This is a genomic window from Neobacillus sp. S1227 (assembly GCF_055385255.1).
The window spans coordinates 2,078,920-2,103,271 of record NZ_AP038276.1 but is presented as its reverse complement, the minus strand read 5'-3'; the positions used below and the strand labels follow the sequence as shown (position 1 = coordinate 2,103,271).

The 24,352-nt window shown below is 39.8% G+C and carries 33 protein-coding genes and 1 tRNA gene; 1 reads left to right on the top strand and 33 read right to left on the bottom strand.

Going from position 1 to position 24,352, the window contains the following annotated elements; all coding sequences use genetic code 11:
- Positions 1–362 precede the first annotated feature (362 nt).
- The 26 genes from ACZ5AE_RS10815 to ACZ5AE_RS10690 all read right to left on the bottom strand — a co-directional run bounded on the left by ACZ5AE_RS10815 (position 363) and on the right by ACZ5AE_RS10690 (position 21,092).
- Positions 363–1,856: a class I adenylate-forming enzyme family protein gene (locus tag ACZ5AE_RS10815; RefSeq protein WP_464572122.1), complete on the bottom strand. Its 1,494-nt coding sequence runs from the start codon at positions 1,854–1,856 to the stop codon at positions 363–365.
- Between the two features lie 1,111 nt (positions 1,857–2,967).
- Positions 2,968–3,417, bottom strand: coding sequence for a S1 domain-containing RNA-binding protein (locus ACZ5AE_RS10810; RefSeq protein WP_464572120.1), 450 nt, complete (start codon positions 3,415–3,417; stop codon positions 2,968–2,970).
- A 215-nt stretch (positions 3,418–3,632) separates the two neighbouring features.
- Positions 3,633–8,102 carry a hypothetical protein gene (locus ACZ5AE_RS10805; protein ID WP_464572118.1) on the bottom strand — a complete coding sequence of 1,490 codons (4,470 nt, stop codon included), beginning with the start codon at positions 8,100–8,102 and terminating at the stop codon, positions 3,633–3,635.
- Complete coding sequence (locus tag ACZ5AE_RS10800; RefSeq protein ID WP_464572116.1) at positions 8,080–8,826, bottom strand: DUF6063 family protein; 747 nt, start codon at positions 8,824–8,826, stop codon at positions 8,080–8,082. The genes ACZ5AE_RS10805 and ACZ5AE_RS10800 overlap by 23 nt, the downstream gene beginning before the upstream one ends.
- On the bottom strand, positions 8,823–10,337 hold the full coding sequence (locus ACZ5AE_RS10795; protein WP_464573595.1) for a hypothetical protein: 1,515 nt from the start codon (positions 10,335–10,337) through the stop codon (positions 8,823–8,825). Before ACZ5AE_RS10795 ends, ACZ5AE_RS10800 begins: the two co-directional genes overlap by 4 nt.
- Complete coding sequence (locus tag ACZ5AE_RS10790) at positions 10,328–11,401, bottom strand: Wadjet anti-phage system protein JetD domain-containing protein (RefSeq protein ID WP_464572114.1); 1,074 nt, start codon at positions 11,399–11,401, stop codon at positions 10,328–10,330. Before ACZ5AE_RS10790 ends, ACZ5AE_RS10795 begins: the two co-directional genes overlap by 10 nt.
- A gap of 805 nt (positions 11,402–12,206) precedes the next feature.
- Positions 12,207–13,586: an exo-alpha-sialidase gene (locus ACZ5AE_RS10785; protein WP_464573594.1), complete on the bottom strand. Its 1,380-nt coding sequence runs from the start codon at positions 13,584–13,586 to the stop codon at positions 12,207–12,209.
- Positions 13,587–14,401: 815 nt separating this feature from the next.
- Positions 14,402–14,498: transfer RNA gene (locus tag ACZ5AE_RS10780), tRNA-Sec, on the bottom strand.
- A 255-nt stretch (positions 14,499–14,753) separates the two neighbouring features.
- Complete coding sequence (locus tag ACZ5AE_RS10775) at positions 14,754–14,951, bottom strand: hypothetical protein (RefSeq protein ID WP_464572112.1); 198 nt, start codon at positions 14,949–14,951, stop codon at positions 14,754–14,756.
- A gap of 3 nt (positions 14,952–14,954) precedes the next feature.
- Positions 14,955–15,341 (bottom strand): hypothetical protein, encoded by a 387-nt coding sequence (locus tag ACZ5AE_RS10770; RefSeq protein ID WP_464572110.1) that lies wholly within the window; start codon positions 15,339–15,341, stop codon positions 14,955–14,957.
- 1 nt (position 15,342) lies between these two features.
- Entirely contained in the window at positions 15,343–15,603 is a 261-nt protein-coding gene (locus tag ACZ5AE_RS10765; RefSeq protein ID WP_464572108.1) for a hypothetical protein, read from the bottom strand.
- Positions 15,600–15,770: a hypothetical protein gene (locus tag ACZ5AE_RS10760; RefSeq protein WP_464572106.1), complete on the bottom strand. Its 171-nt coding sequence runs from the start codon at positions 15,768–15,770 to the stop codon at positions 15,600–15,602. Before ACZ5AE_RS10760 ends, ACZ5AE_RS10765 begins: the two co-directional genes overlap by 4 nt.
- A 191-nt stretch (positions 15,771–15,961) precedes the next feature.
- Entirely contained in the window at positions 15,962–16,201 is a 240-nt protein-coding gene (locus ACZ5AE_RS10755; RefSeq protein ID WP_464572104.1) for a hypothetical protein, read from the bottom strand.
- Positions 16,174–16,404: a hypothetical protein gene (locus ACZ5AE_RS10750; protein WP_464572102.1), complete on the bottom strand. Its 231-nt coding sequence runs from the start codon at positions 16,402–16,404 to the stop codon at positions 16,174–16,176. Before ACZ5AE_RS10750 ends, ACZ5AE_RS10755 begins: the two co-directional genes overlap by 28 nt.
- 179 nt (positions 16,405–16,583) lie before the next feature.
- Positions 16,584–16,841: a hypothetical protein gene (locus ACZ5AE_RS10745; protein ID WP_464572100.1), complete on the bottom strand. Its 258-nt coding sequence runs from the start codon at positions 16,839–16,841 to the stop codon at positions 16,584–16,586.
- Positions 16,842–16,897: 56 nt separating this feature from the next.
- Positions 16,898–17,092: a hypothetical protein gene (locus ACZ5AE_RS10740; protein ID WP_464572098.1), complete on the bottom strand. Its 195-nt coding sequence runs from the start codon at positions 17,090–17,092 to the stop codon at positions 16,898–16,900.
- Between the two features lie 121 nt (positions 17,093–17,213).
- Complete coding sequence (locus ACZ5AE_RS10735; protein ID WP_464572096.1) at positions 17,214–17,597, bottom strand: hypothetical protein; 384 nt, start codon at positions 17,595–17,597, stop codon at positions 17,214–17,216.
- Between the two features lie 72 nt (positions 17,598–17,669).
- Positions 17,670–17,954, bottom strand: a complete 285-nt coding sequence (locus tag ACZ5AE_RS10730) for a DUF7222 domain-containing protein (RefSeq protein ID WP_464572094.1) — start codon at positions 17,952–17,954, stop codon at positions 17,670–17,672.
- A 173-nt stretch (positions 17,955–18,127) separates the two neighbouring features.
- Positions 18,128–18,445, bottom strand: a complete 318-nt coding sequence (locus ACZ5AE_RS10725) for a hypothetical protein (RefSeq protein WP_464572092.1) — start codon at positions 18,443–18,445, stop codon at positions 18,128–18,130.
- A 69-nt stretch (positions 18,446–18,514) separates the two neighbouring features.
- Positions 18,515–18,793 (bottom strand): hypothetical protein, encoded by a 279-nt coding sequence (locus tag ACZ5AE_RS10720; RefSeq protein WP_464572091.1) that lies wholly within the window; start codon positions 18,791–18,793, stop codon positions 18,515–18,517.
- A 59-nt stretch (positions 18,794–18,852) separates the two neighbouring features.
- Positions 18,853–19,044, bottom strand: a complete 192-nt coding sequence (locus ACZ5AE_RS10715) for a hypothetical protein (protein WP_464572089.1) — start codon at positions 19,042–19,044, stop codon at positions 18,853–18,855.
- Positions 19,007–19,270 carry a hypothetical protein gene (locus ACZ5AE_RS10710; protein ID WP_464572087.1) on the bottom strand — a complete coding sequence of 88 codons (264 nt, stop codon included), beginning with the start codon at positions 19,268–19,270 and terminating at the stop codon, positions 19,007–19,009. Before ACZ5AE_RS10710 ends, ACZ5AE_RS10715 begins: the two co-directional genes overlap by 38 nt.
- Positions 19,271–19,672 carry a hypothetical protein gene (locus tag ACZ5AE_RS10705; RefSeq protein ID WP_464572085.1) on the bottom strand — a complete coding sequence of 134 codons (402 nt, stop codon included), beginning with the start codon at positions 19,670–19,672 and terminating at the stop codon, positions 19,271–19,273.
- Positions 19,669–20,010 carry a sigma factor-like helix-turn-helix DNA-binding protein gene (locus tag ACZ5AE_RS10700; RefSeq protein ID WP_464572083.1) on the bottom strand — a complete coding sequence of 114 codons (342 nt, stop codon included), beginning with the start codon at positions 20,008–20,010 and terminating at the stop codon, positions 19,669–19,671. Before ACZ5AE_RS10700 ends, ACZ5AE_RS10705 begins: the two co-directional genes overlap by 4 nt.
- A 1-nt stretch (position 20,011) precedes the next feature.
- Complete coding sequence (locus ACZ5AE_RS10695) at positions 20,012–20,572, bottom strand: deoxynucleotide monophosphate kinase family protein (protein ID WP_464572081.1); 561 nt, start codon at positions 20,570–20,572, stop codon at positions 20,012–20,014.
- A complete protein-coding gene (locus ACZ5AE_RS10690) occupies positions 20,559–21,092 on the bottom strand; it encodes a hypothetical protein (protein ID WP_464572079.1) in 534 nt (177 codons plus the stop codon). The genes ACZ5AE_RS10695 and ACZ5AE_RS10690 overlap by 14 nt, the downstream gene beginning before the upstream one ends.
- A gap of 159 nt (positions 21,093–21,251) precedes the next feature.
- Between ACZ5AE_RS10690 and ACZ5AE_RS10685 the strand changes: the two genes are divergently transcribed.
- Positions 21,252–21,470: a helix-turn-helix domain-containing protein gene (locus ACZ5AE_RS10685; RefSeq protein ID WP_464572077.1), complete on the top strand. Its 219-nt coding sequence runs from the start codon at positions 21,252–21,254 to the stop codon at positions 21,468–21,470.
- A 147-nt stretch (positions 21,471–21,617) separates the two neighbouring features.
- Here the strand turns inward: ACZ5AE_RS10685 and ACZ5AE_RS10680 are convergent, their stop codons facing one another.
- From ACZ5AE_RS10680 to ACZ5AE_RS10650, 7 genes are all read right to left on the bottom strand, one after another.
- Entirely contained in the window at positions 21,618–21,824 is a 207-nt protein-coding gene (locus ACZ5AE_RS10680) for a hypothetical protein (protein ID WP_464572075.1), read from the bottom strand.
- Positions 21,824–22,330, bottom strand: coding sequence for a dihydrofolate reductase (locus ACZ5AE_RS10675; RefSeq protein ID WP_464572073.1), 507 nt, complete (start codon positions 22,328–22,330; stop codon positions 21,824–21,826). The genes ACZ5AE_RS10680 and ACZ5AE_RS10675 overlap by 1 nt, the downstream gene beginning before the upstream one ends.
- The gene (locus ACZ5AE_RS10670) at positions 22,330–23,157 is read right to left on the bottom strand and encodes a thymidylate synthase (protein WP_464572071.1); all 828 of its coding nucleotides are present in this window, start codon (positions 23,155–23,157) and stop codon (positions 22,330–22,332) included. Before ACZ5AE_RS10670 ends, ACZ5AE_RS10675 begins: the two co-directional genes overlap by 1 nt.
- Positions 23,147–23,392, bottom strand: a complete 246-nt coding sequence (locus ACZ5AE_RS10665) for a hypothetical protein (protein WP_464572069.1) — start codon at positions 23,390–23,392, stop codon at positions 23,147–23,149. Before ACZ5AE_RS10665 ends, ACZ5AE_RS10670 begins: the two co-directional genes overlap by 11 nt.
- On the bottom strand, positions 23,392–23,556 hold the full coding sequence (locus ACZ5AE_RS10660) for a hypothetical protein (protein WP_464572067.1): 165 nt from the start codon (positions 23,554–23,556) through the stop codon (positions 23,392–23,394). The genes ACZ5AE_RS10665 and ACZ5AE_RS10660 overlap by 1 nt, the downstream gene beginning before the upstream one ends.
- The gene (locus ACZ5AE_RS10655) at positions 23,556–24,014 is read right to left on the bottom strand and encodes a dUTPase (protein WP_464572065.1); all 459 of its coding nucleotides are present in this window, start codon (positions 24,012–24,014) and stop codon (positions 23,556–23,558) included. Before ACZ5AE_RS10655 ends, ACZ5AE_RS10660 begins: the two co-directional genes overlap by 1 nt.
- Before the next feature lie 125 nt (positions 24,015–24,139).
- Complete coding sequence (locus tag ACZ5AE_RS10650) at positions 24,140–24,316, bottom strand: hypothetical protein (protein ID WP_464572063.1); 177 nt, start codon at positions 24,314–24,316, stop codon at positions 24,140–24,142.
- Positions 24,317–24,352 lie beyond the last annotated feature (36 nt).

The following is a 24,352-nucleotide window of genomic DNA, read 5'->3' as shown; positions in this document are numbered from 1 at the left end:
ATAGCAATTTTAGGTGATCTTTATGGAACACGTTTACTTGGCATCTTAAATGGCTGGGGATACTTCGGACATCAAATTGGAGCAGCCTAGGGTTCGTTTCTTGGCGGCAGGTTATACGATATTTTGGCACTCATTTATATTCATTTATTACCGCTGCTCTTGCGATAATTGCTAGCTTAACTTCCCTTACATTGCCCAAACATCTATCATTCAATAAGCAAATAAAGCTAATTTAACAGCAGACTTTCGTTAAATAAAATAATTTAACAGTAATTTGGCTAACAAGGCCCCAAATTATTTAATTAAAATTGCTAAGTAACGTAATAAGGAAGCAGAAAACCATTCTTCTGCTTCCTTCATGCTTATCCCCGCAAAACATGTTTCAGGACTTTTCCACTCGCGTTGCGTGGTAATGTATCGAGAAAGTCTAGTTCCACAGGCAGTTTGTATTTAGCCAGTTTCGTTTTGCAGTAGGTGAGGACGTCTTCTTCTGTAAGTGTTCTTCCTTCTTTAGGTACTACAAACGCTTTTGGGACTTCACCGTAAATCGGATGCGGGACGCCGACTACCGAAGCCTCCAAGATTTCCGGAATTTGATAAAGGACTTCTTCGACCTCAACGGGATAGACGTTTTCACCGCCACGGTTAATCATATCCTTTTTTCGGTCTACGATATATAACAGTCCATCCCGGTCTAACCGGCCTAAATCTCCGCTGTATAACCAACCATTTTTTAATGCCTGCCTGGTAGCTTCTTCATTCTTCAAGTATCCCTTCATCACAAGCGGCCCTTTAACAACGATTTCTCCTACTTCCCCGGTTGGCACTGGTTCACCAAATTCATCAACGACCTGCACCTCGAGCCCGGGCAAAGGTTCGCCGACAGAACCGACTTTGTCCAGGGCATAATGGTCCTTTAAGGTTGTTGCGCCAGGTGAATTTTCTGTCTGCCCATATAAGTTTTGTACTTTTACATCCGGATATCGTTCCTTTACAGTACGGACCAGTTCATATGGCATAGGAGCCGCCCCGTACGTGAACAAGCGCAGTCGGGACAGATCCATCTCGGCCATTTTAGGAGTATTTAAGAGAATACTATAAATGGCCGGGACTCCAAAGAAGATTGTCACCTTCTCCTTTTCCATTGTGCTCAAGGTTTTCTCAGGTGAAAAAGCCTCCTCAATTACTACTGTCCCGCCCTTATAAATAGTAGGAACAGTAAAACAATGGCTGGCAGCACAGTGGAACAATGGGGTCACGATATGCATGCGGTCATCTGTGGATATTTCCATAACCTCTGACCAAATTTGAGCAGCAGCACGGACATTTCCGGCTGATAACATAACCCCTTTGGGCTTGCCAGTCGTTCCGGATGTGTAAAAAACAACCGCTGTATCATCCTGATCAACCTTTACAGGATGAAAAGGGATAGTTTCATCATCTAAAACTGTCAGTAACGAATCCTCGCCGCCAACAGCTAAACGGTCTTTAAACCGTTCAAAGGATGGACCAATCTTATTCAAGAGCGATTCATATCTTACATCATAAATAATCGCTTTCGCTTCAGAATGGCTGAAAATATACTCCACTTCCGGTGCAGTTAATTTCGTATTGACGGGCATGACCGAAAATCCTCCAAGCTGGCAGGCATAATAACAGATTACAAAATAATCAGAGTTAGGCAGATAGACCGCAATGATGTCATCCTTTTGATAGCCTTTCTCCTGCAAATACCCTGCTAAATTTTTCGCCTGCTGGTATAATTGGCTGTAGGTCATCTCCCTGCCCTGATAAGCGGTAATCACCTTGTTAGGCTGCAGCTTTACATGTTCTTCTAATTGTTCTGAGACAAACATTTAAACAACCCCACTTCTTTAATAGGAATTTTCTGAATAAACTAAATAATTCTCTATATTTTCTAAAATTCCTCTAAATTCTACAAATTCCCGCACTTTTCTACCGCGTCTTAGAATCTGCTTTCTTCCTATCACATTAGAATTTATTTTCGTAAATATTGTTGTTTTTTCCTATAAGACTGGACCACTGATTTTTTCAAGATTTGGGGAGCATAGGATGGCTTTATGCGACCGAAACGCTGTTTTTTTTATCCGTTGGGGAGCATAGGATGGCTTTATGCGACCGAAACCCTGATTTTTTTAAGCGTTGGGGAGCATAGGATGGCTTTATGCGACCGAAACCCTGATTTTTTTATCCGTTGGGGAGCATAGGATGGCTTTATGCGACCGAAACCCTGATTTTCTTAACCGTTGGGGAGCATAGGATGGCTTTATGCGACCGAAACCCTGATTTTCTTAACCGTTGGGGAGTATAGAGAGGCTATATGCGACCGAAACCCTGATTTTTTTATGCGTTGAGGCGCATAGGATGGCTTTATGCGACCCAAACCCTGATTTTTTCAAGAATTAAGGTGCATAGACAGGCTTTATGCGACCCAAACCCTGATTTTTTTATGTGTTGGGGAGCATAGAGTGGCTTTATGCGACCCAAACCCTGATTTTTTCAAGAGTTGAGGAGCATAGGATGGTTATATGCGACCGAAACCCTGATTTTTTCAAGAATTAAGGTGCATAGACAGGCTTTATGCGACCCAAACCCTGATTTTTTCAAGAATTAAGGTGCATAGACAGGCTTTATGCGACCCAAACCCTGATTTTTTCAAGAATTAAGGTGCATAGACAGGCTTTATGCGACCCAAACCCTGATTTTTTTATCCATTGGGGAGCATAGATAGGCTATATGCGACTGGACATATTATTTTTCCGAGTATTCGGTCGCATATAACCAGGCAATAAGTTATTCCTTCTTACTTGGAGCAGTTTTTGTATAGGAAAGCAACAATCATCTACAAAAGAGCCAAATAAAAAGCTGACCCAAAAGTGTCGTCATTAAACAACCTTTTGGGTCAGCCTCTTTATTTATTATGTGAAAGATAAAAATCGCAGCAAATTATCCGCGTCTTCCACCTCTACCGCCCTGTTTTGCAGTACTGTTACGTTTTAGGGTAGACAAATTTTCTTCACTAGTCTTTAAAAATTTAGCCATTTTATCTTCAAAACTTTCCTTTGGCTTGAAATTACCCTTTGAACGAAAGTCTTTGGAACGGTTATCCCCTCTACCCGGACGTGATGGGCGTTGTGAATAAGAAGAGCCTTGTCCTTCGGGTCTGTCAATCGCCTTTTTAATGGACAAGGATGTCTTCCCGTCTTTCATACTAATTACTTTTACTTCAACTTGGTCTCCTATTTTAAGATGGTCATTTACATCTTTTACATAGCTATCTGCTACTTCACTGATATGCACAAGACCTGTTGATCCATCCGGTAATTCCACAAAAGCTCCAAAATTAGTAATACCTGTTACTTTACCTTGTACTTTGCTGCCAATTTCTACTGACATATTAATGGTTTTCCCCCTCAAGAATGTTAAAAACACTTAATTATAACAAATAAAGTGGAATGTAACAATTGATTTTGATTTCCTAGTTAATATTAATCTGGTTCTTGTTAGCAGAAAGAATACAAAAAGAATGATATTTTAATCCTCCAAAAATTTACTCACAAACATTGAATTAACTACATTTTTGAGTGTTTTTCTAACCATTTTTCTCTGTTTTATCTGACGGGAGCTGCTTCAGCTCCCTGATAAATTCGATATGCAGGAACAATTGTGTCGGTAACAATTTCTTTTCCTTTATCACGAATGAAGTCCAATTTATAATAGGCATCGAATCTTCGGCTGATTTCCGTTTTCACCAATTCGGGCGGAGTGACGACGATGAATTGGAACTTCAGCTTTTCAGCGACTGAGAAGATCGGATCAAGGACGTGTGCTGACGCGGCTTGTCCGAACGGATTATCACAGACTAAAGGAACCCAGCTTTGGTCTGACTCGTTTTTAACTGACAATAGCATCATCATCATAACCATACGAGCAGACAGCTTTTGTCCGCCGCTGCCATCTGATTTCGTCTTTGAACCTTGATTAATCGTCTGCCACGTTGAATAATGTTCTCTTTGCGGTTTTCCGTACATAAAGGCATTATCCGTTCGCATGTTATAGACGAGAAGCTCAGGGTATCGATTTCGTAGTGATACAAACAAAATCTGCTCATCGCTAATGAGTTGTTTTATTTCTTGGTCTACAGCTAAATTATTATGATCAATCGTATCAAATTGTTTGGTAATTTTATTGATGGCAGATACAAAATGCTGCTTAAGCTGCGGCTCGATCTCTTCGGGCTTCTTAGGTAAAATATCTTCTTTTAGCTGTACGAGCGGGAATGATCCTCGTTCATTTTTCAGCTTCATTTTTGCCATCATGGAACGAATCGCCTCTGAAATACTCATCACCTTCATGCTGGCTCGGCTGGCCCAGAAGTTTTGAGCCTTTTCTGCCCGTTCCTTGTCACGTTCTAATTGTTCCAAACCACCTTGTGAGAAGCGCTTCATATTTTTAACAATGCTTTGAATGTGAGAATAGTGCCTCGTATCCATATGATCTAGTGTTGTTAATACTTCATTTTTAAAACGAATCTCCCAATCTTTTCCTTCAATCGTTTGCTTTAGATTACGTAATGATTGTTCGATTTTCGCATGCTTCTCGTTGCCTTCTTCCTGAATTGTTTGATGTTTTTCACACCAGGATATGATACATGCTTTCCCTTGACTCCTGACTTTTTCTACATCCAAATCAGTAAATGCTGCCGCTTCCTCTTTAAGGACCACGGATAATGTTAACAAATCCCCTTCATAACCCGCAATATTGGAGTCTATTTCTTTTTGGCGTTTTTCAGCCTGCTTTACTTCCTCCAGTGTATGTTTCGTTTGGTCTTGTATTTCTACTCCCTTAACTTCTAAGTCAAGCTCTTCCCATTCTTCAGACGGCTTTTCATGTTTGGCCACTTTCTTAGCTGATTTGTCACGCTGAACAATCGCATGCTTTAAAGAAGTTTCTGCGACGGTTACAGCCGTTCCTTGTTCCCTTTCTTCTTTTTCCGCTGTCCTTGCTTCCTTTTGGGCTGTTTGCAGCATATTTTCTAATATGCTTATAGGTTCATCTGGTTCAGGAGTGTCTTTCCACTCCTTGTTATAGGTATCTAGTTTTTTTTCTAATTTATTTTGCTGCTTTTGTTCTGTTTCTTTTTTTGCTTGTATAACCAGCAATTCTCTTGCTTGTTCTTCTTTTGATTTTTGGAGCTGTTTTAACTCTTCAATACGGCTGTTTAGCTCCTCTAATAAATGAAATGACAACCGTGGGATGTCTTCACACTGCTCTGATTTTTCTTCAGGAGGAAATACCGCTTTTTCAATAAAGACGCCAATCTCTTTAATCGTTTGTTCGGTCGTAACCTTCCATTCTAAATACGTTTGATGCCATTGGTTTTGCAGGTCAATGATATGTTGGTGCTCTTTTCCTATTTCCTGCTGCGCTAAAACTGAAGCTTCTTTTTGTTTCTCTTTCTCTAATTTCAGACGTTTATTTTCTTGATGAATTAGCTTTTCGCGATCATATTCCGCTAATGTTTCTACATCTCTTGTAAGTTTTTCGATTTTTTCTCTTGCCGTCTCCATCTGTTCTTTTAGCTGGAGCTGTAATTCTTTTTCTTTTTGCTGCTGTGTTGTGATTTCCTGTAATTTCGTCTTCATAGAATGAAGAGATAACTGTTCCTGACCGAGCTCTCTCTCAATATCCACCGCAAGCTCGTGTGATAAAAATCGGTCCATTTCTTTTAGAATACGACGTAAGGAAGTTTCTGTTTTTTCAATTTCTATAAGTGTTTCTGTCTTTTCCTCTATTTGCTTGGCAATACTGATTTTCCAGTTGGAAAATTGATTTTTATCCGTTAATAGCTCCCTCTCTGTTCCGTTAATAATCACAAAGGTTGGCTGGTGATTTTCGCCGTTCATTTCCTCACGTAAAAAAATCGGAACTGGACTTTTAAACATTCTTCCTGAAAGGACCTGCTGATTAATTTTTTGCCATTGCTGTCCGCTTACGACTAGCCCATATGGAAGGAGTGGATAGGTCATAAGATAGTTCGCAAGCTCTTCTTTACTTAAAGATTGGAGAAATTGAGTTCCATAAAACACATCGATACCAGTCTTTTCATCAATCCATTCTTTTAATTCTTTCACATCTTTATTCGGTATCCAGAAGTGCTCATCATTTAAGGAATGGTCGAGTTGTATCTCCCATAGATCTTTTTTAATTTGTTCACCTTGTTCTCTATTACTGCCAAGTATGTCTTCAATCTGGATGACATATTTCGAAAGAAGCGCATGAGTTAGTGGTGCCGCGGCATCTTCTAATATTCCACGAAGCCGCTCCAACAGTTTTGCTTCTTTTTGTGTTTGTTCCTCATTTGCTTCCTTTAACTTTTCACATTTTTCTTCCGAAAACTGAATCGATTGAACGAGCGTGCCATGAGTAGTGGCTAATTGGTTTTGCACTTCACTAGACTCTTTGTCTTTTGCTTGCAGCGCTTCTATAGAAACCTTTTTGTTATCAATTTGTTTAGATAGAAATTCGATAAATCCCTTTAAATCATAGGTTATCCGGTCACCAAATTCTTTAATAAGGTTTTCTTCCTTGGACTCAAATGTATTCATTTGTGTATATAGGAGATCAATTTCCGTACTAAGCCTAGCAATCTCTCCATTCTTTAGTTTCTCCTGCTGCGACAGGTCGTTTCCTTTCTTCTTCAAGAACTTTTGATAGCCCAGATACTGCTTAACAGCTTCTTTAATGGAAAGATAAGACTGATCCCATTGTTTTCCTGCTTCTTCTTTGATTTCATCCATCCGATGATTTACTTGCTCTAAACCTCTATTTTGTTCTAATGTCGCGATCTGCTGTGAAAGAGCGCGAATACTTTGCTCGTTTTCACTCCACTCCTTTAATAATACCTGAAAGGCTAGCTGTTCCTTTCGTTCTTGTTTCTCCTGAACCATAGCTTGTAAGGAAGTATGCTTATTTCTTTCTTCTCCTAATTTCTTCTCCCAATCCAGTACCTCTCGGTGAGCTTTTGCATACTCTAGGTTGTCTTTTTGATAGCGCAATTCAGCTTGCCTTATCGTCAATTTTTCAATGTCTTCCTTTAAAACAAGAAGCATTTCCTCTTCCGATAGCTTTAAATGTTCTAAAGCACCTAACAGTTGTCTTCCTTCCTTTATACTTGCTTGCACAATGTCTTTATGTTCGGCACCTTTAGCCAGGTTCTCTTCAAAAGGGATAATGTCTTCTAAAAATTCCTTATGTGCTTGCTCTCTTTTTAGGAGGATAGGCAAATCTTTCGCGATGCTTGCCTGACTCTTGAAAATCTCAACAAGATCGTTCTTTTGCTCTTCCGTCCGGTGCAGGACTTGACTAACCGTAGGAATGATCCTTTTTTGGAATAGGGAATGATCATCCTCAGCCCCCTCAAAGTATTTGCCCACGCCGCCTTCATCCTTGTTAATTTCCTTCATAATATCCCAATCTTTACGATTGATTCCGTATGTATCAAGAATGCGATAGTGTTTCTTTATATCCCGGTAAACATCATAACCATTCCATTTTAAGTAATCCTTGAGACTTTCGGTTTCAGCCACCTCATCATTTTCAAATAATGGAATATGCTCGAGCGATACCTCTTCCTTCCGTTCAAATTCCCTTGTATAAAACGTAATATTAGGGATAATCTTCGCTTCCTGTTCCAAGGATTTGCGATCAATGCCACTTTCTTCATTCATTGAAATCCGCTGTTCGGCTGAGAACATTCCTCCTGTTACTAGATGCCTGCGGTCTGAGCCGTCCAGTTCCCATTGAATGAGAACATGAAAGGTATACGGAATAAATTGCTCTTTATTATTAAAAAAGAACTGCTGATAATAACGATTGTTTTGTTTCCCCCAAGAGGTTCCGGGTTTAAGTATTTGGAAGATGGTTTGCAGAAATACCCCTTTTCCGCCCCCATTCATCATGGCAATAAGGCCATTTGTGGATGTCTCGCCATTATGAAAGTGAAAGGTGATATCTTTATATTGCTTTTGCATTCCATCATACTTCAGGCCTACAATTCTAATTCGATGGATTTTCGGCATACTCCCCCTCCTCCGTAGTCATTAATTTTTTGAATAATTCATAACGATCATAATCGTGATAGAGGTATTCAATTCGCTCAAACAGCTCTTGTTTCGGGATTGCCTTTGGAATATCATCCCTGTCCAGAATGATGATCAGCCCCTCTGTTTCTAATAAGCGCATGCTGCTTGCTATTAAACCGATTCTGGTTCGTCTGTTGCCTTTTTTAGCCCCATAATCATCCGTTTCAACCTCCATGTATTTCCAGGTTGTCACAACATCCTTCATATCAATTCTTTCCTCTTCTCCGAAGGCAGGTTTCGCTTTAAGAATGCTATCCCATTTCATGATAAGATCGTCGACAAGACGCTCTAATGCGTAAAAGCTAATTCCATCCCGCTTCGTACGTATTTTAGCAGCCTGATTGCTGTCAATGGCCGCTAAAAAAGCCATGATGACAATACTAATAAGATGAAAGTGCTTTTTCGAATCGATTTGCTTATGCTTGTCTTTCAGATGCGTAAAATTTGTGGCAAAGATAGAGCCAGTGGGCTGGACAACCAAATGGATCCGTTTTGGCGATTCAATAATATATGTACCTGATTCGTCCGCTAATAAAAGAACGGTCTGTCTCACTTCTGGATCAAAATACGTCTCGAAATGTTCGCTAGTTTCGTCAATTACTTTTTCTTTTAATAGAGTAAAATAGACAGCTGATGCTTTTTTAATGGATTCTGCATTCATCTTTTTTCCTCCAGTACACAAATCTTAAACGGGGTAATTTTCGTTTGATACCAAAGAAAAGACTCCGCCCGATGATCAAACATGGTAAAGATTTTCAAGCCTTCAAACACTTGAAATTGTGGATATTCCTGCATTAGTTTATAAAGAAGAATTTCCCGCTCGTCACTTAATGTTTCTTCTTTTCGATGCAGCACTTGAACCTTCAACGGCTTTTTATCAAACATCATCCATAAATCAATCGATTCAGATTCTTCAAACCATAAATCCTGTACTTCTAATGGAAGCGTAGATAAATCAGCTAATGAAAACTCCCCGTATGTTTGTAAATGCTGAAAAACATAACTCCATGCCTTAACAACAGACTCCCAGTTCGTCACTCTCACTCGAGTAATGCTTTCTTCTGATTCTTCTTCGATTACAGCATCCGTTAATTGTTTTTCATCAAATTCTTGTTCACCCCAGATCCAATCAAGCGGCAGAATAAATTCATTCTTGGGTGAAAATAAGGGAGAAAGGATCTTATCGATTGTTTCGAAACTTTTAACCCCTTCTTTCATGAACCAATTTTCATAAAAATGTTCGCGAAATGAAACCAAACTGGTTTCCCAAAACAAGGAGGGATTTTCCGCTTTTAATTTCATCTCATAGGAGATGTTTTGGATGACTAGCTTCGCAAATCGGTCATGCAGCTGCCTTGTATGGCCAATTTTTTCATGGAGGAGCAACAATTCTTTTTGGATTGGATGGTCCTCTTCATTTCTACGTTTCGATTTTTCTATCATCCTAGTAATGGTCCGGAAGTGATTTTTTTCTTCCTCAAATTGCTTTTCAATTTCACTCCGATTGTCGGACCTTTGCCATTCTTCTTCCATCAGCAAGATTTTGGGATTATTTATCATTTCCTTTTGGAAAGTGAATTCCTTAGCCATTAAACGATTTACGCGTGAAATAAGATGATCGAGGTTTCGAGTAGCTTTTCTAAAATTACCGTTCTTAATTAGCTGAATACTATAAAGTTGTTCGATTGTAATGGAGAATTCTTCGGCCATTTCCCTGCTCATAAAAATCATTTCCTGAGAGACATCAGTGAGTTTATAAACAATCGATCCGCCCAACTCTAAATTCGTATAAATTTCATCCATCGTGACATAGCGAAAGACCTGAGTTTCCCATGATTGTTTTATTTCATCGTAATATAAGGCTTCAAACGGCTGGCTATACTCTTCTTTTCCTTGATATAATAGCCCGCTTGTGATTCGTTCAATTTGCTTATCGTCGGCCAGCAGCTTCATTTGCTTAATGGTGTCTTCTACCATATACTTGATATCTGATTTGCGTCTATGATCATCATCATTTAATTCACGGTAAAAGATGGTTAGGAGCACTTGCATGAGAATCGTTCGGACATAAGGCTTCAGCTCCCCTACTTCCATTCCCCGGCCAAGCTCAAACAGCGGATTTAATCGCTGCATCCGCTGGGCAAAACCTTCCCATGATTCGTTCACATCCATCTCCTCCATGTTTCAATCGTTAATACTTCTTGTGGGATTCGCTTGTTTTCCTGCCATAATTGCTGTAATAGCGCTTGCTCCTCATCTGTAAACCACTGAAAAAATAAATCACGGTATTTGAGGTTTTGCGTTTGTCCCATTTTCTGGTTATTTTTTTGTTCTTGACATTCTAGCATTTTACGATAAATTTTTAAGGCAGGCTGAATGCTGCAATCCGGGTATTTTTCGATCAGCCTGATGAGGATACCATACCCCGCCGCATCAAGATCACCTGCGTAGTAGAAAAGATAGGATTTGGGCGGAAACATTCGAAAGAAAAAGGAAAAGCTCTGTTCAATTTTCGTGCCTTCCCCATAAATAATGAGCTCTGGCTCATAATCGAGTTGGTTCGCTTCCAATAATTTAATAGAAGTATGAAAGAACGATAGATTTTCGACGATGAGTACTCTCTGAATATCTTTTATTTCTTTCCCTTGCTTCATCCAAAATACAAATGGCTCCCCATACTTCACCATTTTAAGTTGATCCTCAGATATTCCAATTCTCGTCAAAAAACCTTTTCCATCAGGAAATTGATCACTATCCAATAAGAATTTTTCATGGCCAAAGAGTTCCAGGCTCCTTTCTTCGAATGATACGATTTCCCGTTCCTGGCTGGACTTTAGAAACGTATATACATTCTGGATTCGCTGCCACTCTTCTTTGGTCTGCCATTCGGGATGCCGCTCATAATAGGAAAAATCAAATCGGTCACTCAATTTCATCATCTCAAGACGATCCCATTTGTCGGCCTGAACTTTTATATTGACCCAGTAATATAAGGCAAGAGCTGGTGTTTTACCATTGTATTGATTATTTTGAATAGGGGTAAGCTGTCCCTCCGCTTGCAATGTTTCGATTGTCCGATAAAACAAGGAATAACCATCCATCTCAAAATAATCAGCCACTAGCTTGCGCAACTGAAATTCTAAATCGTTACTATTAATTTTCTTTTTTTGTTTAGGGTGTTGGATATCGCTAATAAAACCTCTTACCCTTGTTTCAATGATGTCGATTGTACTCACCTACTTATATCTTCTTAGTGTCATAAAATAGACTCAGTTTACCTTTTTTTCACATCCTTTTATTATAAACTAGTTGAGTGATTGTTCGTAAATGAAATTTTTCTAAAATAATAGATTGAAATAAAAAAACACATCAGTGGAAATTCACCTTGCGATTCCGTCATAATGACGAAAAAACTGCCTAATAGCTTTAGTGCCGTAACGAACGTACTCGGTTCCTTCTTCCTTGTTTTACATTTTTGTTTCTATTTACTCAATAGTTACACCTACTCTTTCTGAATACCTTATTACAAAAGATAACATAAAACACAAAACCAAATTAAGAGAATTTCTTACAATTGTTCTATCAAGGCCTAAGCTTTTGTTTGACTAAAGTTGAAGGTAAAAAAACGAGAATGGCACTGTTTGGGCACCGTCAATAAAAAAAGACCAAGTGCCTCTAGTCAATGTACAACAGGAATTCGTCAGAATCCCTGGTATTATCGAGTTGGCGGGAATGGGTGGGAATCGAACCCACCAGACCTGGCACGCAGGTCTCAAGCAGTTTTGAAGTTAGAGGGAATATCTTTTTTCTAGTTATTCTCTGATAACATATGTTTTCATGAGATATTTATTTAAAGGGATTTTCGGGCTCATTATATGATATAGTAATTTTTTATTTTCATTTTGGAATTTTTTGAGATAACAAAAATAATGCTTAAATCTACCCATGCTGGGTCACATGAAATAATCCCACCTTAAAAGGTGGGATTAGGTGTTAGGCACAGAGGTTTTGATACAAGAAGCGGAATTTACCAGCCTACGGCTATGATTCAGTTTTTCTAAAGAATACATCCGGATTAGGTTGTCCATTCAACCTATTCCGATTATCGCCCCAAGAATGGAGCAAAGAATTCCCAGGACCAGTGATCACTTGGTTATAGTCACCCATATAACAAGTTACAGTAAATACAGGTGAAGATGGATTGCTGACTACCGATTCCGGACTTAAACCCTTGGTCAAAGAGAATGTTCTCTTGAATATTCCGAATGTTCCATTGCCGACTCCGCCAACTCCTGCTGGATCATTAAAACGGTTATATTGAATATGCGCTCCTTTTGCGTTGGCAGCTACTGAAGGGAAAAATGCAAAGGAAAGCCGATCAGGTGTTACATTCAACGGCGGGGACCAAGTTACCCCTTGATTTCTGCTAAATGCAAGGAAGATATTGATGAAAGTCTGCCCATTAAGAACTGTACCAGCATTCCATACAACATAAATCGTGCCATCAGGACCAATCGCAGCTTGTGGAAATTCATTATTCCTGATATTACTTTGAGCATTTACCGAAATGACTGGACGCAAAGCGTCACATTGTACAACAGCGTTCGCTGCGGCAGCGAAAGGAGGGGAAACAGCTACGTTTTGAGGGAAAGTATTTCCTCCGTCAAGTGATCTGACCATTCGAATCGTCCTATTTGGCTGCCCCAAAGTTAGAAAGTTAGTTATTTCTTCATAAACCACATAAATAATCCCCTGCTTGTCTACTACAACATTGGCCCCACGAACAAATGTATTGGCATTGGGAGGAATAATGATATCCCTATCAGTAATCAAAGGATTTACATTAACACCAGTTGTATATTTGGAGAAACGAATTCTTGGGTTACCACCTGTAGTCGTAAAATCAGTCCAAACAATATAAAGCGCCTCTTGTCCTGGTCTATTTCTATCAGGTCCTACTGTAATCCATTCTTTATCTTGAGTTCCTCTGTTCGCACTAGGGTTTTGTCCTCGGCCAACAACTTGAGGGGTACGCATTGTAATGGTTCTGTTTCGATTGACAGTTCCTGTTGAAACACTAACTACGCTTTGAAATACACCATTAACTACTTGCCTGCTTAATCCACCGTAATAGAATATACCATTTCTATCTACTGCGACTACTGGGTCACCATCAGTGAATTCCCCTGGATTTACCGGAATCGTACCGCTTTGTTTCCAACTTTTACCTAAATCAGCAGAAAAAGCAAACCCTGAAATACTGTTTGTGCCATTGAGATCATTAAATCCGTAAAGAATAGAGTTTTTAAAATGTGCTAAGCTTGTCTCACTTTGAACGATATTCGGAAAATTAGCTACATCATTCGCACGACTGTTCACTTGAACTTCTCTATCTTTTGGTTTTGGAGGTTTTGGAGGTATTTTAACCACCCTTTCATTATTATTTTTTCAATATAGAATATTAAAAAAATGAAAAGGTGCTTGTACTATTTCATCAATTTATATTTTTTTGATAGATTCTTTTTTGGTATCATCCAGGATTTAATGATAGGGATACAAGTGATCGGAGCAGCAAACGGCGTAAAAAATGAGGCAAAAAAAAAAATGTGCAACGTTCGCACATTTCTCTTTCCACGCTTCTTGCAATTAACTTGTTCAAGCATTATTGGTATTTTACATACTATGTAATGACCATTATTACTGGGAGGTGAAGTGAATGTCCGATAGTTTTGCCATATAATACGATGGCAGAGGAAATCTACAACATTATCCCAGGAAAGATATATCGATCTACTAGAAAATGGAATGGATCCACTGGTAAGCGGATATGCACCTGAAGACTGTCACTACTAGAGTAGTATCGGTTTTTGACAAAATACCAATAGTGATTGGCACTTATTTGTTATTTATGGTAAGGGTCCCCGTAATTAATGCTAAACTCCTCCTCCACAATCTGGCTGAGAATTTCTGCAACAAGGATTACATCCAAAAGTGGTTTCGGAACGAATAGGACAATCAACTAGTGGTATCACCGTGGACACCTATACCCAGGTGTTACAAAAATGCGAAAAGAAGCTGCCCATCAATTCGAGCAGCTCAATAAATAACCTATGTAAAAGATGAAAAAAGACATGTTACCAAAATGTGACCGAATATGATATTTTCAGTTGTTGGCCACCAACATTAACCTCAATTTAATTTCTCAAAAACCTTTAAAAACCCTTATCTATCAAGGTTGGCGGGAATGCGTGGGAATCGAACCCACCAGACCTGGCACGCAGGTCTCAAGCAGTTTTGAAGACTGTGGAGGACACCAGTCACTCAGCCAATCCCATTTAGGCTTAGAGCCTCAAGCGTTTGAAGGAAGACCTTAACGGTTTCGACGGACAAACCTCCACGGTCTAGTCCGTAGCCTTCACGGATTATTCTACACTATCCACGGACAAGTTTCCAGTGTCAAAACAAAAAAGACTCCCCGATCAGTCGGAGAGTCCATCAAGTATTTCACCAAGTATTTTGAACGGTATTTTGAACAATTTGAATAGAGCTTTGAAGACGTTCCCCAAGACCTTGAAAAACGTCTTCCTTCTAGTCGTCCTCATATTCAAACTCCTCCTCGTCGTCCTCCTCAATGTAAATGACACGGTCATTGTCGTCTTGTTGGACTTCAATTTTCTCGTCTCCGTTGTACTCGTAAGGGTCAAAGTCGTCGTCACTTTCGGCACAACCAATGAGAACAAAAACCATTCCAACAATTAGGAATAACGTTAGAGCAAACTTTTTCATAAATTACTCCTCCTCGTAAAAAGAGAATTGTGGAACCGTGTAGCCGTCGTCTTTCACTCCAAGAGCATTGAGAGCAGACTTCCGAGCCAATAAGTATTCCTTGAGAGCGTTTCGGTCACCGTTGACCACTTTGTCTTGAAGTTTCAACATTCCTTCGAGACTCTTTACAAATTTGACCTCACGTTCGGTGTCAGCCTCAACTCCTAGAAGGTCAAAGTTTTGAACGTCGTCTTTGTCGGACAACTCAAGAGCCATTGTGTCGTCGTCTATTTCGGCAAAGATTGAGACGGCTTTGTCTCCAAATTGAGCGTCAATTCCGTCGGCATACGAGCAGCCAACCAAACCAAACACCAACAAAGTTCCCATAATTCCAGCAAGTAACTTTTTCATATTAAAATTCCTCCTTGTTTTGAAGTTGAAATTGAGCGTCGTGAAGTTCCTCCTCCACGGCTCCAGCGTAGTCCTTTAACCACTCGACCTCACCTTCGAGACGGTCAACCTTTTCCTCAAGTTCTCGAATGTATTTCATTTGTCGTTTGGCAATTTCACTCAAGTCAACCACGTCTTTGAATAGCCGACCCATTAATTCGGCTCTCTTTGGAAAAAGAAGACCAAACAACCGACCAGCAACAATTTCAAAGAAGTCTCTCAATTGAACTCCACCTTTACCAATTGAACGACCATTCCAACCAAACACCAAAGAGCAGCGACGGCTCCAAAAACTCCAAGACCAATATCTCCGTCCATGAAGTTCCCAATAGCCAAATAACCGTTGAGGCCAGCCAAAGCTCCGTTTAGAATAGCAAATAATAAGTTCATTCATATTCCTCCTCGTCCGAGTATTTATAGCCGAATTGGTCGACGTAATGGTCTCCCCATTCTTCCATTTTCTTCAACGACTTCATGAATTGTTTGTGACTCAACTTTCCAGAATTATATTTCCGTTACAACTTCTCGAAGTATTTGTTCATGTAGTCCTCAATCCAAATGTCATAAAACAACGGCTCCATTTACCGAACCTCCTTTTCCGCGGTCTCCAGCCGAGCCTCCAAGGACTCTTTGGCGAACTCAAAGAAACAATCCTCGTGAACCCACTCACCGAACTCAGTTCCGATATAGTAAGCCTCCTCACCTTCGTAGACCTCTCCGTCACAATGGAGGCAACGAGAGACAACAACCTCGTCGTCACAAGGATTGTGGAGTTTCCAGTCGTCATAATTCCTCACGAATAGCTCACCGATTTCTTCCACTCGGAAAGCTCCTCACAAGCTGCCGTCAAGTTCATGAGCATTGTGAAAGCCTCTTTTCCTTTGTGGGTTTCAATGATCAGCGAGGAAAGAGCAAAATGAACTCGGTGAACGACCTCGTTGGTCTTTCCTTCCTTCTCGATTTGGTTTTGAATGTACGACTTGAAAAACTCTTTGGAGCCAAACTTCAATTGACTTTTAGTCACGGCCACTCCTCCTTATTGGGTTGTATTTTCGTACTTCCTACCCAACCCAACGAATTACAACCCAGATTGTGACATTGGAAACAATAAAGTTCAGAAAATAGGGTTGTATTTGGAAATTACCGACTTCTTGGAGAAATATTGTAAGAAATAAAAAAGAACTCCTCAAAGCCTGGGGAGTTCTATTTCTTCCACGAAAAACGAGCTGGAGTTTCTGGGAACCGACGAGCTGGAGTGTTTGGGTGAGTAAAGTCGTAAGCGTCTAGATAAAGACCTCTCTTTTCTTCAAACTCCATATTGTGTTCATATTCGAGGTCAATTTTGCAACGTAGAGAGTGAGACCACTCAAACAATGTTCTCTCTCCTTTACTTGACTCAACGTCTCGAATGTATGCAACCAAGTCTTCAAAAATTTGTTGTTTACTAACTCGTTTTTTCATTTTTAATTCCTCCATTTCGCTATTTGGTAACCAAGGAGCCAAGAGGCTCCTCGTTTTTATAGGATTGGGGAGAGTATCATATTGTTTTTGTTGCATTTATATTTTTTGTCGTCCATTGCCTCAAGGAAGGAGACTATATAAACATTTTTTGGTTCCACTCCGTATTGTGATTTATGCCACTCAATTTCGTCTTGGAGTCCTTCAAGAGCTTTCACCTTGTCTTTGTAGTAGTCGCTAATGTAAATTTTCATTTCATTTCCTCCATTTCGTAATTTAGTATTTATTGCTATGCCTAAAATATACACTGTGTTACATTCGAGCGTCAACAATTTTTTAATAAATTTCGTAATTTCGTAATAAAAAGGAGCCAACTTAGGCTCCTATGTAGAAAACTCGTTTGTTTTTCAATCTTACCTTCTCGGCTCCGAGGACTGGCTGCTCCGTGTCAACGTCGACAAATGAGTCATAGTCATATGGATTATAGGTAGCTCTCTTTGGTTCAAGAACGATCAGTTTTTGTGGTGTATAGTAGCCGACCACTCCAGCGTGAACATTCTTCCGACGTTCACGAAGAACACGTTGCCGTCCAGCCTCACTCACTTTGAAATAAGCGTTCTCAAGCGTTATGTCGTCCGTGTGAGCAATTACTAAGCCAGTTTTGAAGTCCTTGACCGAGAAACACTTCTTGTGAAGGTTATAGTAAACAAACACCTTTTGACCAACCTCAATTGTTCTTCCTTTAATTACTTGTAACATTTCCGCTTCCCTCTTTTTTAATTTCGTAATTTCGTAATCGAGGAGAAGAAAAAAAGTCTTCTCCTCTTTTATTTAGTTACAAGATAGGTTGAGTGTTACTTCCTCGAAAGACCACCAAGCCAAGTTGTTCTTGAGGTCTCCACCGATTTCGAGCTTTTCACCAGTCATTTCCTCGAATTGTTCAACCAGCTCCATGATTTCCTCATAGTAAGTGTCGAACCATTCATGAGTTTGTGAGTAGTAAATAAGCTCTGGGACGATACCACTTGCACAACCATGTTCGAGAACTTGATCAGCGAACTCTTGACCTCCGTTTTCCTCAATAATTTCCTTCACTCTTAATTCTAACTTGTTCATTTGAACCTCTCCTTTGTTTTTTATTTTTCGGTTGTTTCAACCTTGATTAAATAATACACTGTGTTACATTCAGTCGTCAACATAATTTCGTAATTTCGTAATTAAATTTTTAAATTTTTTTTTCGAGCAATGAAAAACCTCCGAACAATCAAGTTCAGAGGTTGCTGAGCAGCCTATTCAATTGTTTTCCAAGTTAGGTTGTCAAAGCGAAGGTCCAGCTTGTTTCCGTTCTTGAAACCAATGACCTCGTCGTCTCCAGCGAAGGCAAGAAAACGGTGAAGTTGGAACACTTCCCAGGCTCCGTTGACCATTTGTTTATGTTGGACATAACCGTTGGTGTCAATGTTCAAGCGGTTTTTGACAATAGCGTCAATTCGAGGAAGGTCAATTTTATCAACAATAACAATGTGGTCGAAACCTTTCCGACGAACATGAATTAGAGCAACGTCGTCCTTGATTTCCACTTTGTTTTTTAAATTCTTTAGGTTCATAATATCGTCCTCCTTGAATTATTTTATTTCGTAATCAAGTAACCAAGAGGAGAAAAACTCCTCAAGGTCTTAGTTCAAGGTCATAATTTCAACGTGGTCTGGAGAAACCCAAAAAGCTCGACCTGCTCCGTTGTCATAGTAAACAACTCCTTCTTCCGTTGGGTCGAAGTCTCCAGCCTCAACACAAGCCTTGAAGTTTTCATCATACTTGGCAAACTCCTCTGGACTTGGGTTCACGGCAAGAAGTTCACCTTCAAAAGCAGGTTTCTTACCACTTCCGAACAATACTTCACAAAATAACATTTCGGCTTTCAAACCTTCGTGAGTAATCTTAACTAATTTCTTCATATTCACATTCCTCCAAATATTTATTTGAGCCGTGGCTCCTTACATTTACTCCAACGAAGTTATTCGGCAAGTGTGACCTCGTCAGCGTAAAAAATTCCAATCTCATTTCCAAAATTGACATGGAAGTTTGTGAAACCTCCAGAGGTCGTTGTTATATCAAAGACTTGACCCACCTTTCCTTCAAACCTTTCCAAATAATAAACAGACTCTGGGTCAACCTTCTCCCACTCCGTCCTTTTCTCCTTGGTCATGACCAACACTTTCACTTGGTCTCCTTTGTAAATTTTCTTCTTCATTCTCCTCAACCTCCTCGACATATTGAACCACTTGGAGCTTGTAGACAATCTCAGCAGCCTTTCGACCAAACCAATTCTCTCTTTGAACTGGCTCTTTTTGGAGAACATACATGAGACCCAGTCGGTCACAACTAACCATGATTTCAATTATTTCTTGAAAAGACTTTGTCTCGTAGTACATTTAATGTCCTCCTTCATACTCTCCGAAGACCTTGAAACTCTTTGGTTTTCGTCGACCATTCATTTTGTGTTTGCCACTTGAAGACATGTCTCCCAAGTGTTCAAAGATTAGTTCACGTCTTCTCCTCAATTTGTACTGATCATGAGTCAAAATTGGATATTCCGTTTTTGTCACTTTGTATGGGTCATTGGTTTTGTCCTCAACTAACCAAGTAGCAAGACGTGAAAGTTCATATGAATCTGGCCTTTTACCAGTTTGTTCGACATAAGCGTCCGTGAGAGCTTGAATGAGTTTCATTTTGAAGTCGTCCGTGAGGTCTTGTTTTATCAACTTGTCGACCTCTTGTTTGAACGTTTCTTTGTAATTTCCATGAGTGAATAATTCGTCAAATAGTGTAATCATTTCGTGTTCTCCTCCTCTTTAGCTGCCTTCACTATTTTGGAAATAGCCTTGTCAATGTGTTTCGACACGGCTTGTTGTGATATTTTCATAGAGTTAGCCACTTCTTCTTGGGTCAAGTCTTTTTCGTATTTGAGGTACATAGCCTCCAGTTGACGTTCGGTCAAATTGGCTTTATCAATGAGCCTTTCAAAGTCGATCAGAACACAAGAGAGAAACGTCGTGTCGGTTCCTTGAAACCGTTGTTCTCTCAAGTCGTGAATGTCGTGGAACAAGTTAATAACTCCAAAGACCTTTGTCAATTGATACTTCTTGAGCAACTTTTGTTCATAAGCGTCCAAATTAAAAACCTCCTCCAGTAATGTTCATGAGAAGGACTTCCACTTGGTCAGTGAGTTCGTCCTTGGTTCCGTTGTTGTAAATGTCATAGTCAACCTCGAAGGTTCTCACATATTTCTCTGTAATGTGGTTGAAGGTTTTTTCGTCGTAGGTTTCACCAGCGGAGAGTATTCTTTGTTTACGAATGTAGGGTTTGGTGTTCACTCGGACAATGGTGAACCCACTCTCAACGAGTTTTTCATATTCATGTGGTTGTCGGAGGTCAGTAATAACAACGTTGTCGACGACTGGGTCAATTCCTTCAAAGAGCATTTCTCGGAACAAGTAGTTGACCCAAACGTTTTTGTCTTGAGCCACACAAAATTGTCCAAAGTCTTGAAGGAGTTTCCTGGGTTTCTCTCCTCCAAATTGGTCTGGAAAGAGTTTTCGGCAAGTCTTTACAATTCCGTCACCGAAAGCGAATCTTTTGAAACCGTGAGTCTCAACAAGATACTTTCCAACGAAGTCCTTTCCAGACCTCATTTCACCAGTCAAGGCAATTTGGAGACCTTTAAAATTTGGCATAGACTCTCTCCTCTCCGTTGAATTGGAGCCAAGTCAACTCGGTAGCTTCGAGGACGAAGGACTCAATTCCTCCGTTGATATTTCTTGGAGGAATTTCCTTCTTACAATTCCGACGGATTTTCTTGAGGTCTTCCACCGAGAAGAATGTGAAAGCTGGAGTCCTTCTCTCGATACCATTCACAAATAAAAGAGCAGCTCCTTGGCGAATGTACGAGTCAACTTGGTAACATTTCAAATAAATTGTTATAGAATGAGCCGTTGAGGTTTTTACTTCCATTGGAAGTTTGTTGAACCCAACCAAGTAATCGGCAGCGAGTGAAATTTTGGAGTCGTCCTCAATGTAGGCTCCACTCATGTCCACTCCGTTTTCAACGATTTGTCCTTTGAAACCATATTGTTTTTGAAGAAATTCGTTGAAAAGTTCAACAGCTCTTTGCTCTCGTTGGTTACCAACTAAAATGTCTTGAATGAATTGTTCTTTTGTACGACTTCCCATTCTTGTGTGGGTAAGTGTTGTCATACTCCAAAACCTCCGATTTCGTAATTGAGGAATTGACTTCCTAGTTACTCCAACGGAATGGTTTTTCTTGTGTGACAAAATTTTCTGTTGTTAAAGTTCGTCATTGCAGTATATAATAAATAACGTAATAGCGAAATTGAGAAATTAGGGAGTGTAAAAATGAAACTTGAGTTTGTTATGAAGTTGAGGAGTGTGTTAGACAGTCGTGGCATACAACAAAAGGAGTTAGCCGAAATGACTGGGCTTCGTGAGGCAACTATTTCCGAAATAGTTAATGATACAAGATCAGCTTATAATAAAAAGCATTTACTCAAAATTATGGAAGTGTTAGAAATAGACGATTTAAACAAAATTTTAGAAGTTAGAGTAGTTAAGTAATTGACGAGGCACATAGTACACAATATAGAAATTATAGAATTTAATATTTAATGGACAAACTATGAAGAATATAGTTTATTTAATATCTAAAACAAAATTATTGCATATATAAACGACCTCCAACCGTGAAGGAAGGAGGTCTTTTTATTACTTCAATACTTCAACCATTTCACCAAACAACTCGTCAAATTTAGCGTCGGAGTAGCCGTTGGCATAAGCAATTTCAAAAATAGCTTTTTCTCTCTCGGAAAGTTCCTCAATGAACGACTCAAAGTTCTCCATTCCTTGAGTAGCCTTCTCAACAATTTCCTCCGTATGACGAGCCTTTACAACTTCCATTGGAATTTTGAACATTAGTCATTTCTCCTTTCAAATTTCAAGAATGTATGAGGAATGTTCCTCACGTCGTGACTTCCTTCTCTTAGTTCAACGAGTTTCCAGCGAGTGTGTGACAACTTTGGGAAAAAAGCGTCACAACCATAAATTCCGTCGACCTCGGTCACAAAGACTTGATCAGCATGAGGAAAGAATAGTTTATATATTTCGGCTCCTCCAATAATGAAAAAGTCACCTTTCATTTTCTTGAGAGCAGCGAGAACAACTTCAAACTCACGAAATACATAAATTTGGTCTCCAATATTGAACTTTGGAATAGTCTTGGAAAGGACAATATTTCTCCTTCCAACAAGACCTTCTATTCTTCCAATAGACTCGTATGTTTTACGACCCATGACCACGGTGTGACCATAAGTCAAGTCTTTGAAGTGTTTCATGTCATTTGGTAGTTTCCAAGGAAGTTTGTTGTCCTTTCCAATTCCTCTGGCTCGGTCATGGGCAACAATAAGAGAGATTTTACCCATTAAACACTCACGGCTCCTTTCAAGACTCCGTGGGACGTATAGCCAACAATCTCAATGTCCTCAAATTTGAAGTCGTCAATGTTATTGACCTCTGGGTTGAGTTTGAGTGTAGGCAGCTCGTAAGGTTCACGACGAAGTTGAGTGAGAATTTGTTCAACATGGTTGTTGTAAATATGAACGTCTCCTCCAACATGAATGAACTCACCGACTTCGAGACCAGTCACTTGAGCGACCATGTGAGTCAAGAGAGAGTATGAGGCAATGTTGAACGGTAAGCCGAGAAAAACGTCAACACTTCTTTGGTATAGTTGGCAACTCAACTTTCCGTCGGCAACGTAGAATTGAAAGAAGGCATGACACGGAGGCAAAGCCATTTGAGAGACCTCGGCTGGATTATAAGCCACAACCAAATGTCTTCTTGAGTTTGGGTCTTCTTTTATTTGGCGAATAACTTGAGCCAACTGATCAATATAGACAATGTTTTTATGTCCAAGAACTGGGTCGTCTTGAACTCCTCTATACTCTCTCCATTGTTTTCCGTACACTCGACCAAGGTTTCCGTTCTCGTCTGCCCATTCGTCCCAAATATGAACTCCGTTGTCCGTCAAATATTTTATATTGGTATCTCCTTTAATGAACCAAAGGAGTTCGTAAATAATTCCTTTTATAAACAACTTCTTGGTAGTTAATAAAGGAAAGGCTTTCTGGAGGTCAAACCTCATTTGAGAGCCAAAAATGGAATAGGTTCCAGTTCCAGTTCGGTCTTGTTTAAATGTTCCTTCTTCAAGAACTCTTTGAGCCAAGTCCAGATATTGTCTATCTGCCATTTTTCAACCTCCTAGCAACTTCATGTAATTCCGAGTAAGCGTCGGCAATGACCTTCAATTTTGGGTCTTCGAGTGTTTTCAAGTGAGGAAGAAAAACCTCACGAGTCTCCTCCTTCACCGTCCAATTTAAAAGCTTCGTGGTTTCCGAAATTTCAATGTGTTCCAGGTTCCGAGATATAAAAACGAACGTCTCTTTCTTGATCAGACCTTTGAAAAACGTCCGTGTCTTTCTCATTACTTCTCATCCTTTCGGTTCACTTCGTCCATAGCCTCTTTAATTTGGAGAGCCAAGAGCTTATTCTTGAGGACTGGACTCTCGGCAAGACATACGGCAATGGTCAAAAGGTCTTCTCGGTTCATAACGACATTCAATTTGTCTTTTTGTTGGTGAATTTTCATTATTGGTTTCCTCCTTGGTCACGGTAGTCGTAGGCAGCTCCGTCTTTTGACTTTCCATGTTGACGAGCAAAATTCTCTTTTCTCTTTTCCTCGTAAACTCGAAAAATATCGTCTGGACCCATTCCTACACGTTGGGTCAAGGCAATAATGAAGAACCACAAGTCCGAAACTTCTTCATGGAGCTTTTCCATGTTGATTTCACCTTTGGCTTTCCACCATTTCCAAGCAATGAGTCTCCTAATTTCGTCAATCTCGGACTCAAGAGCCACGGTGTATTTCAAGACCCAGTCATGAAGGTCTTGAGGAAGTTTGTCTTGGTGTTGTTCAAAGATAATGGAGTCAAGTTCCTCCTGCATTTTGAACAATTCTTTCAAACGGTCAAAACTAGCGTTCTTTTGAAGTTGTTGGCGAATATACTCCTTGTCAGCCACGGTCATTGTAGTTTTGTCAATTCTCATTACTTTTCCTCCATTTCGTAATATTGTAATTGAAAACTTGACCAGCCAACTCATGTCTCCGACCTTGAAGTTCGGTCGATTTTCCAGAAAACATGGAGCCAACAATGACAGTCAACTTTCCAGCTTTAGTCCTCATAAATGACCTCCATTCTTTTCAATAAAATGAATAAGGCAATTCGGTCAGTAAGGAAAAATTCCTCGAACCAACCTTTTGAGTTTTCAAAGCGAACCAATTGTTCGTTCCACTTGACATAGGCTTTGTCGTAGCTGGAGAGAATGTCTTCCATAAGTCTCCAGTCCATGTTCAATTCCTCCTTCCATTTACTCCAACGAGAGAG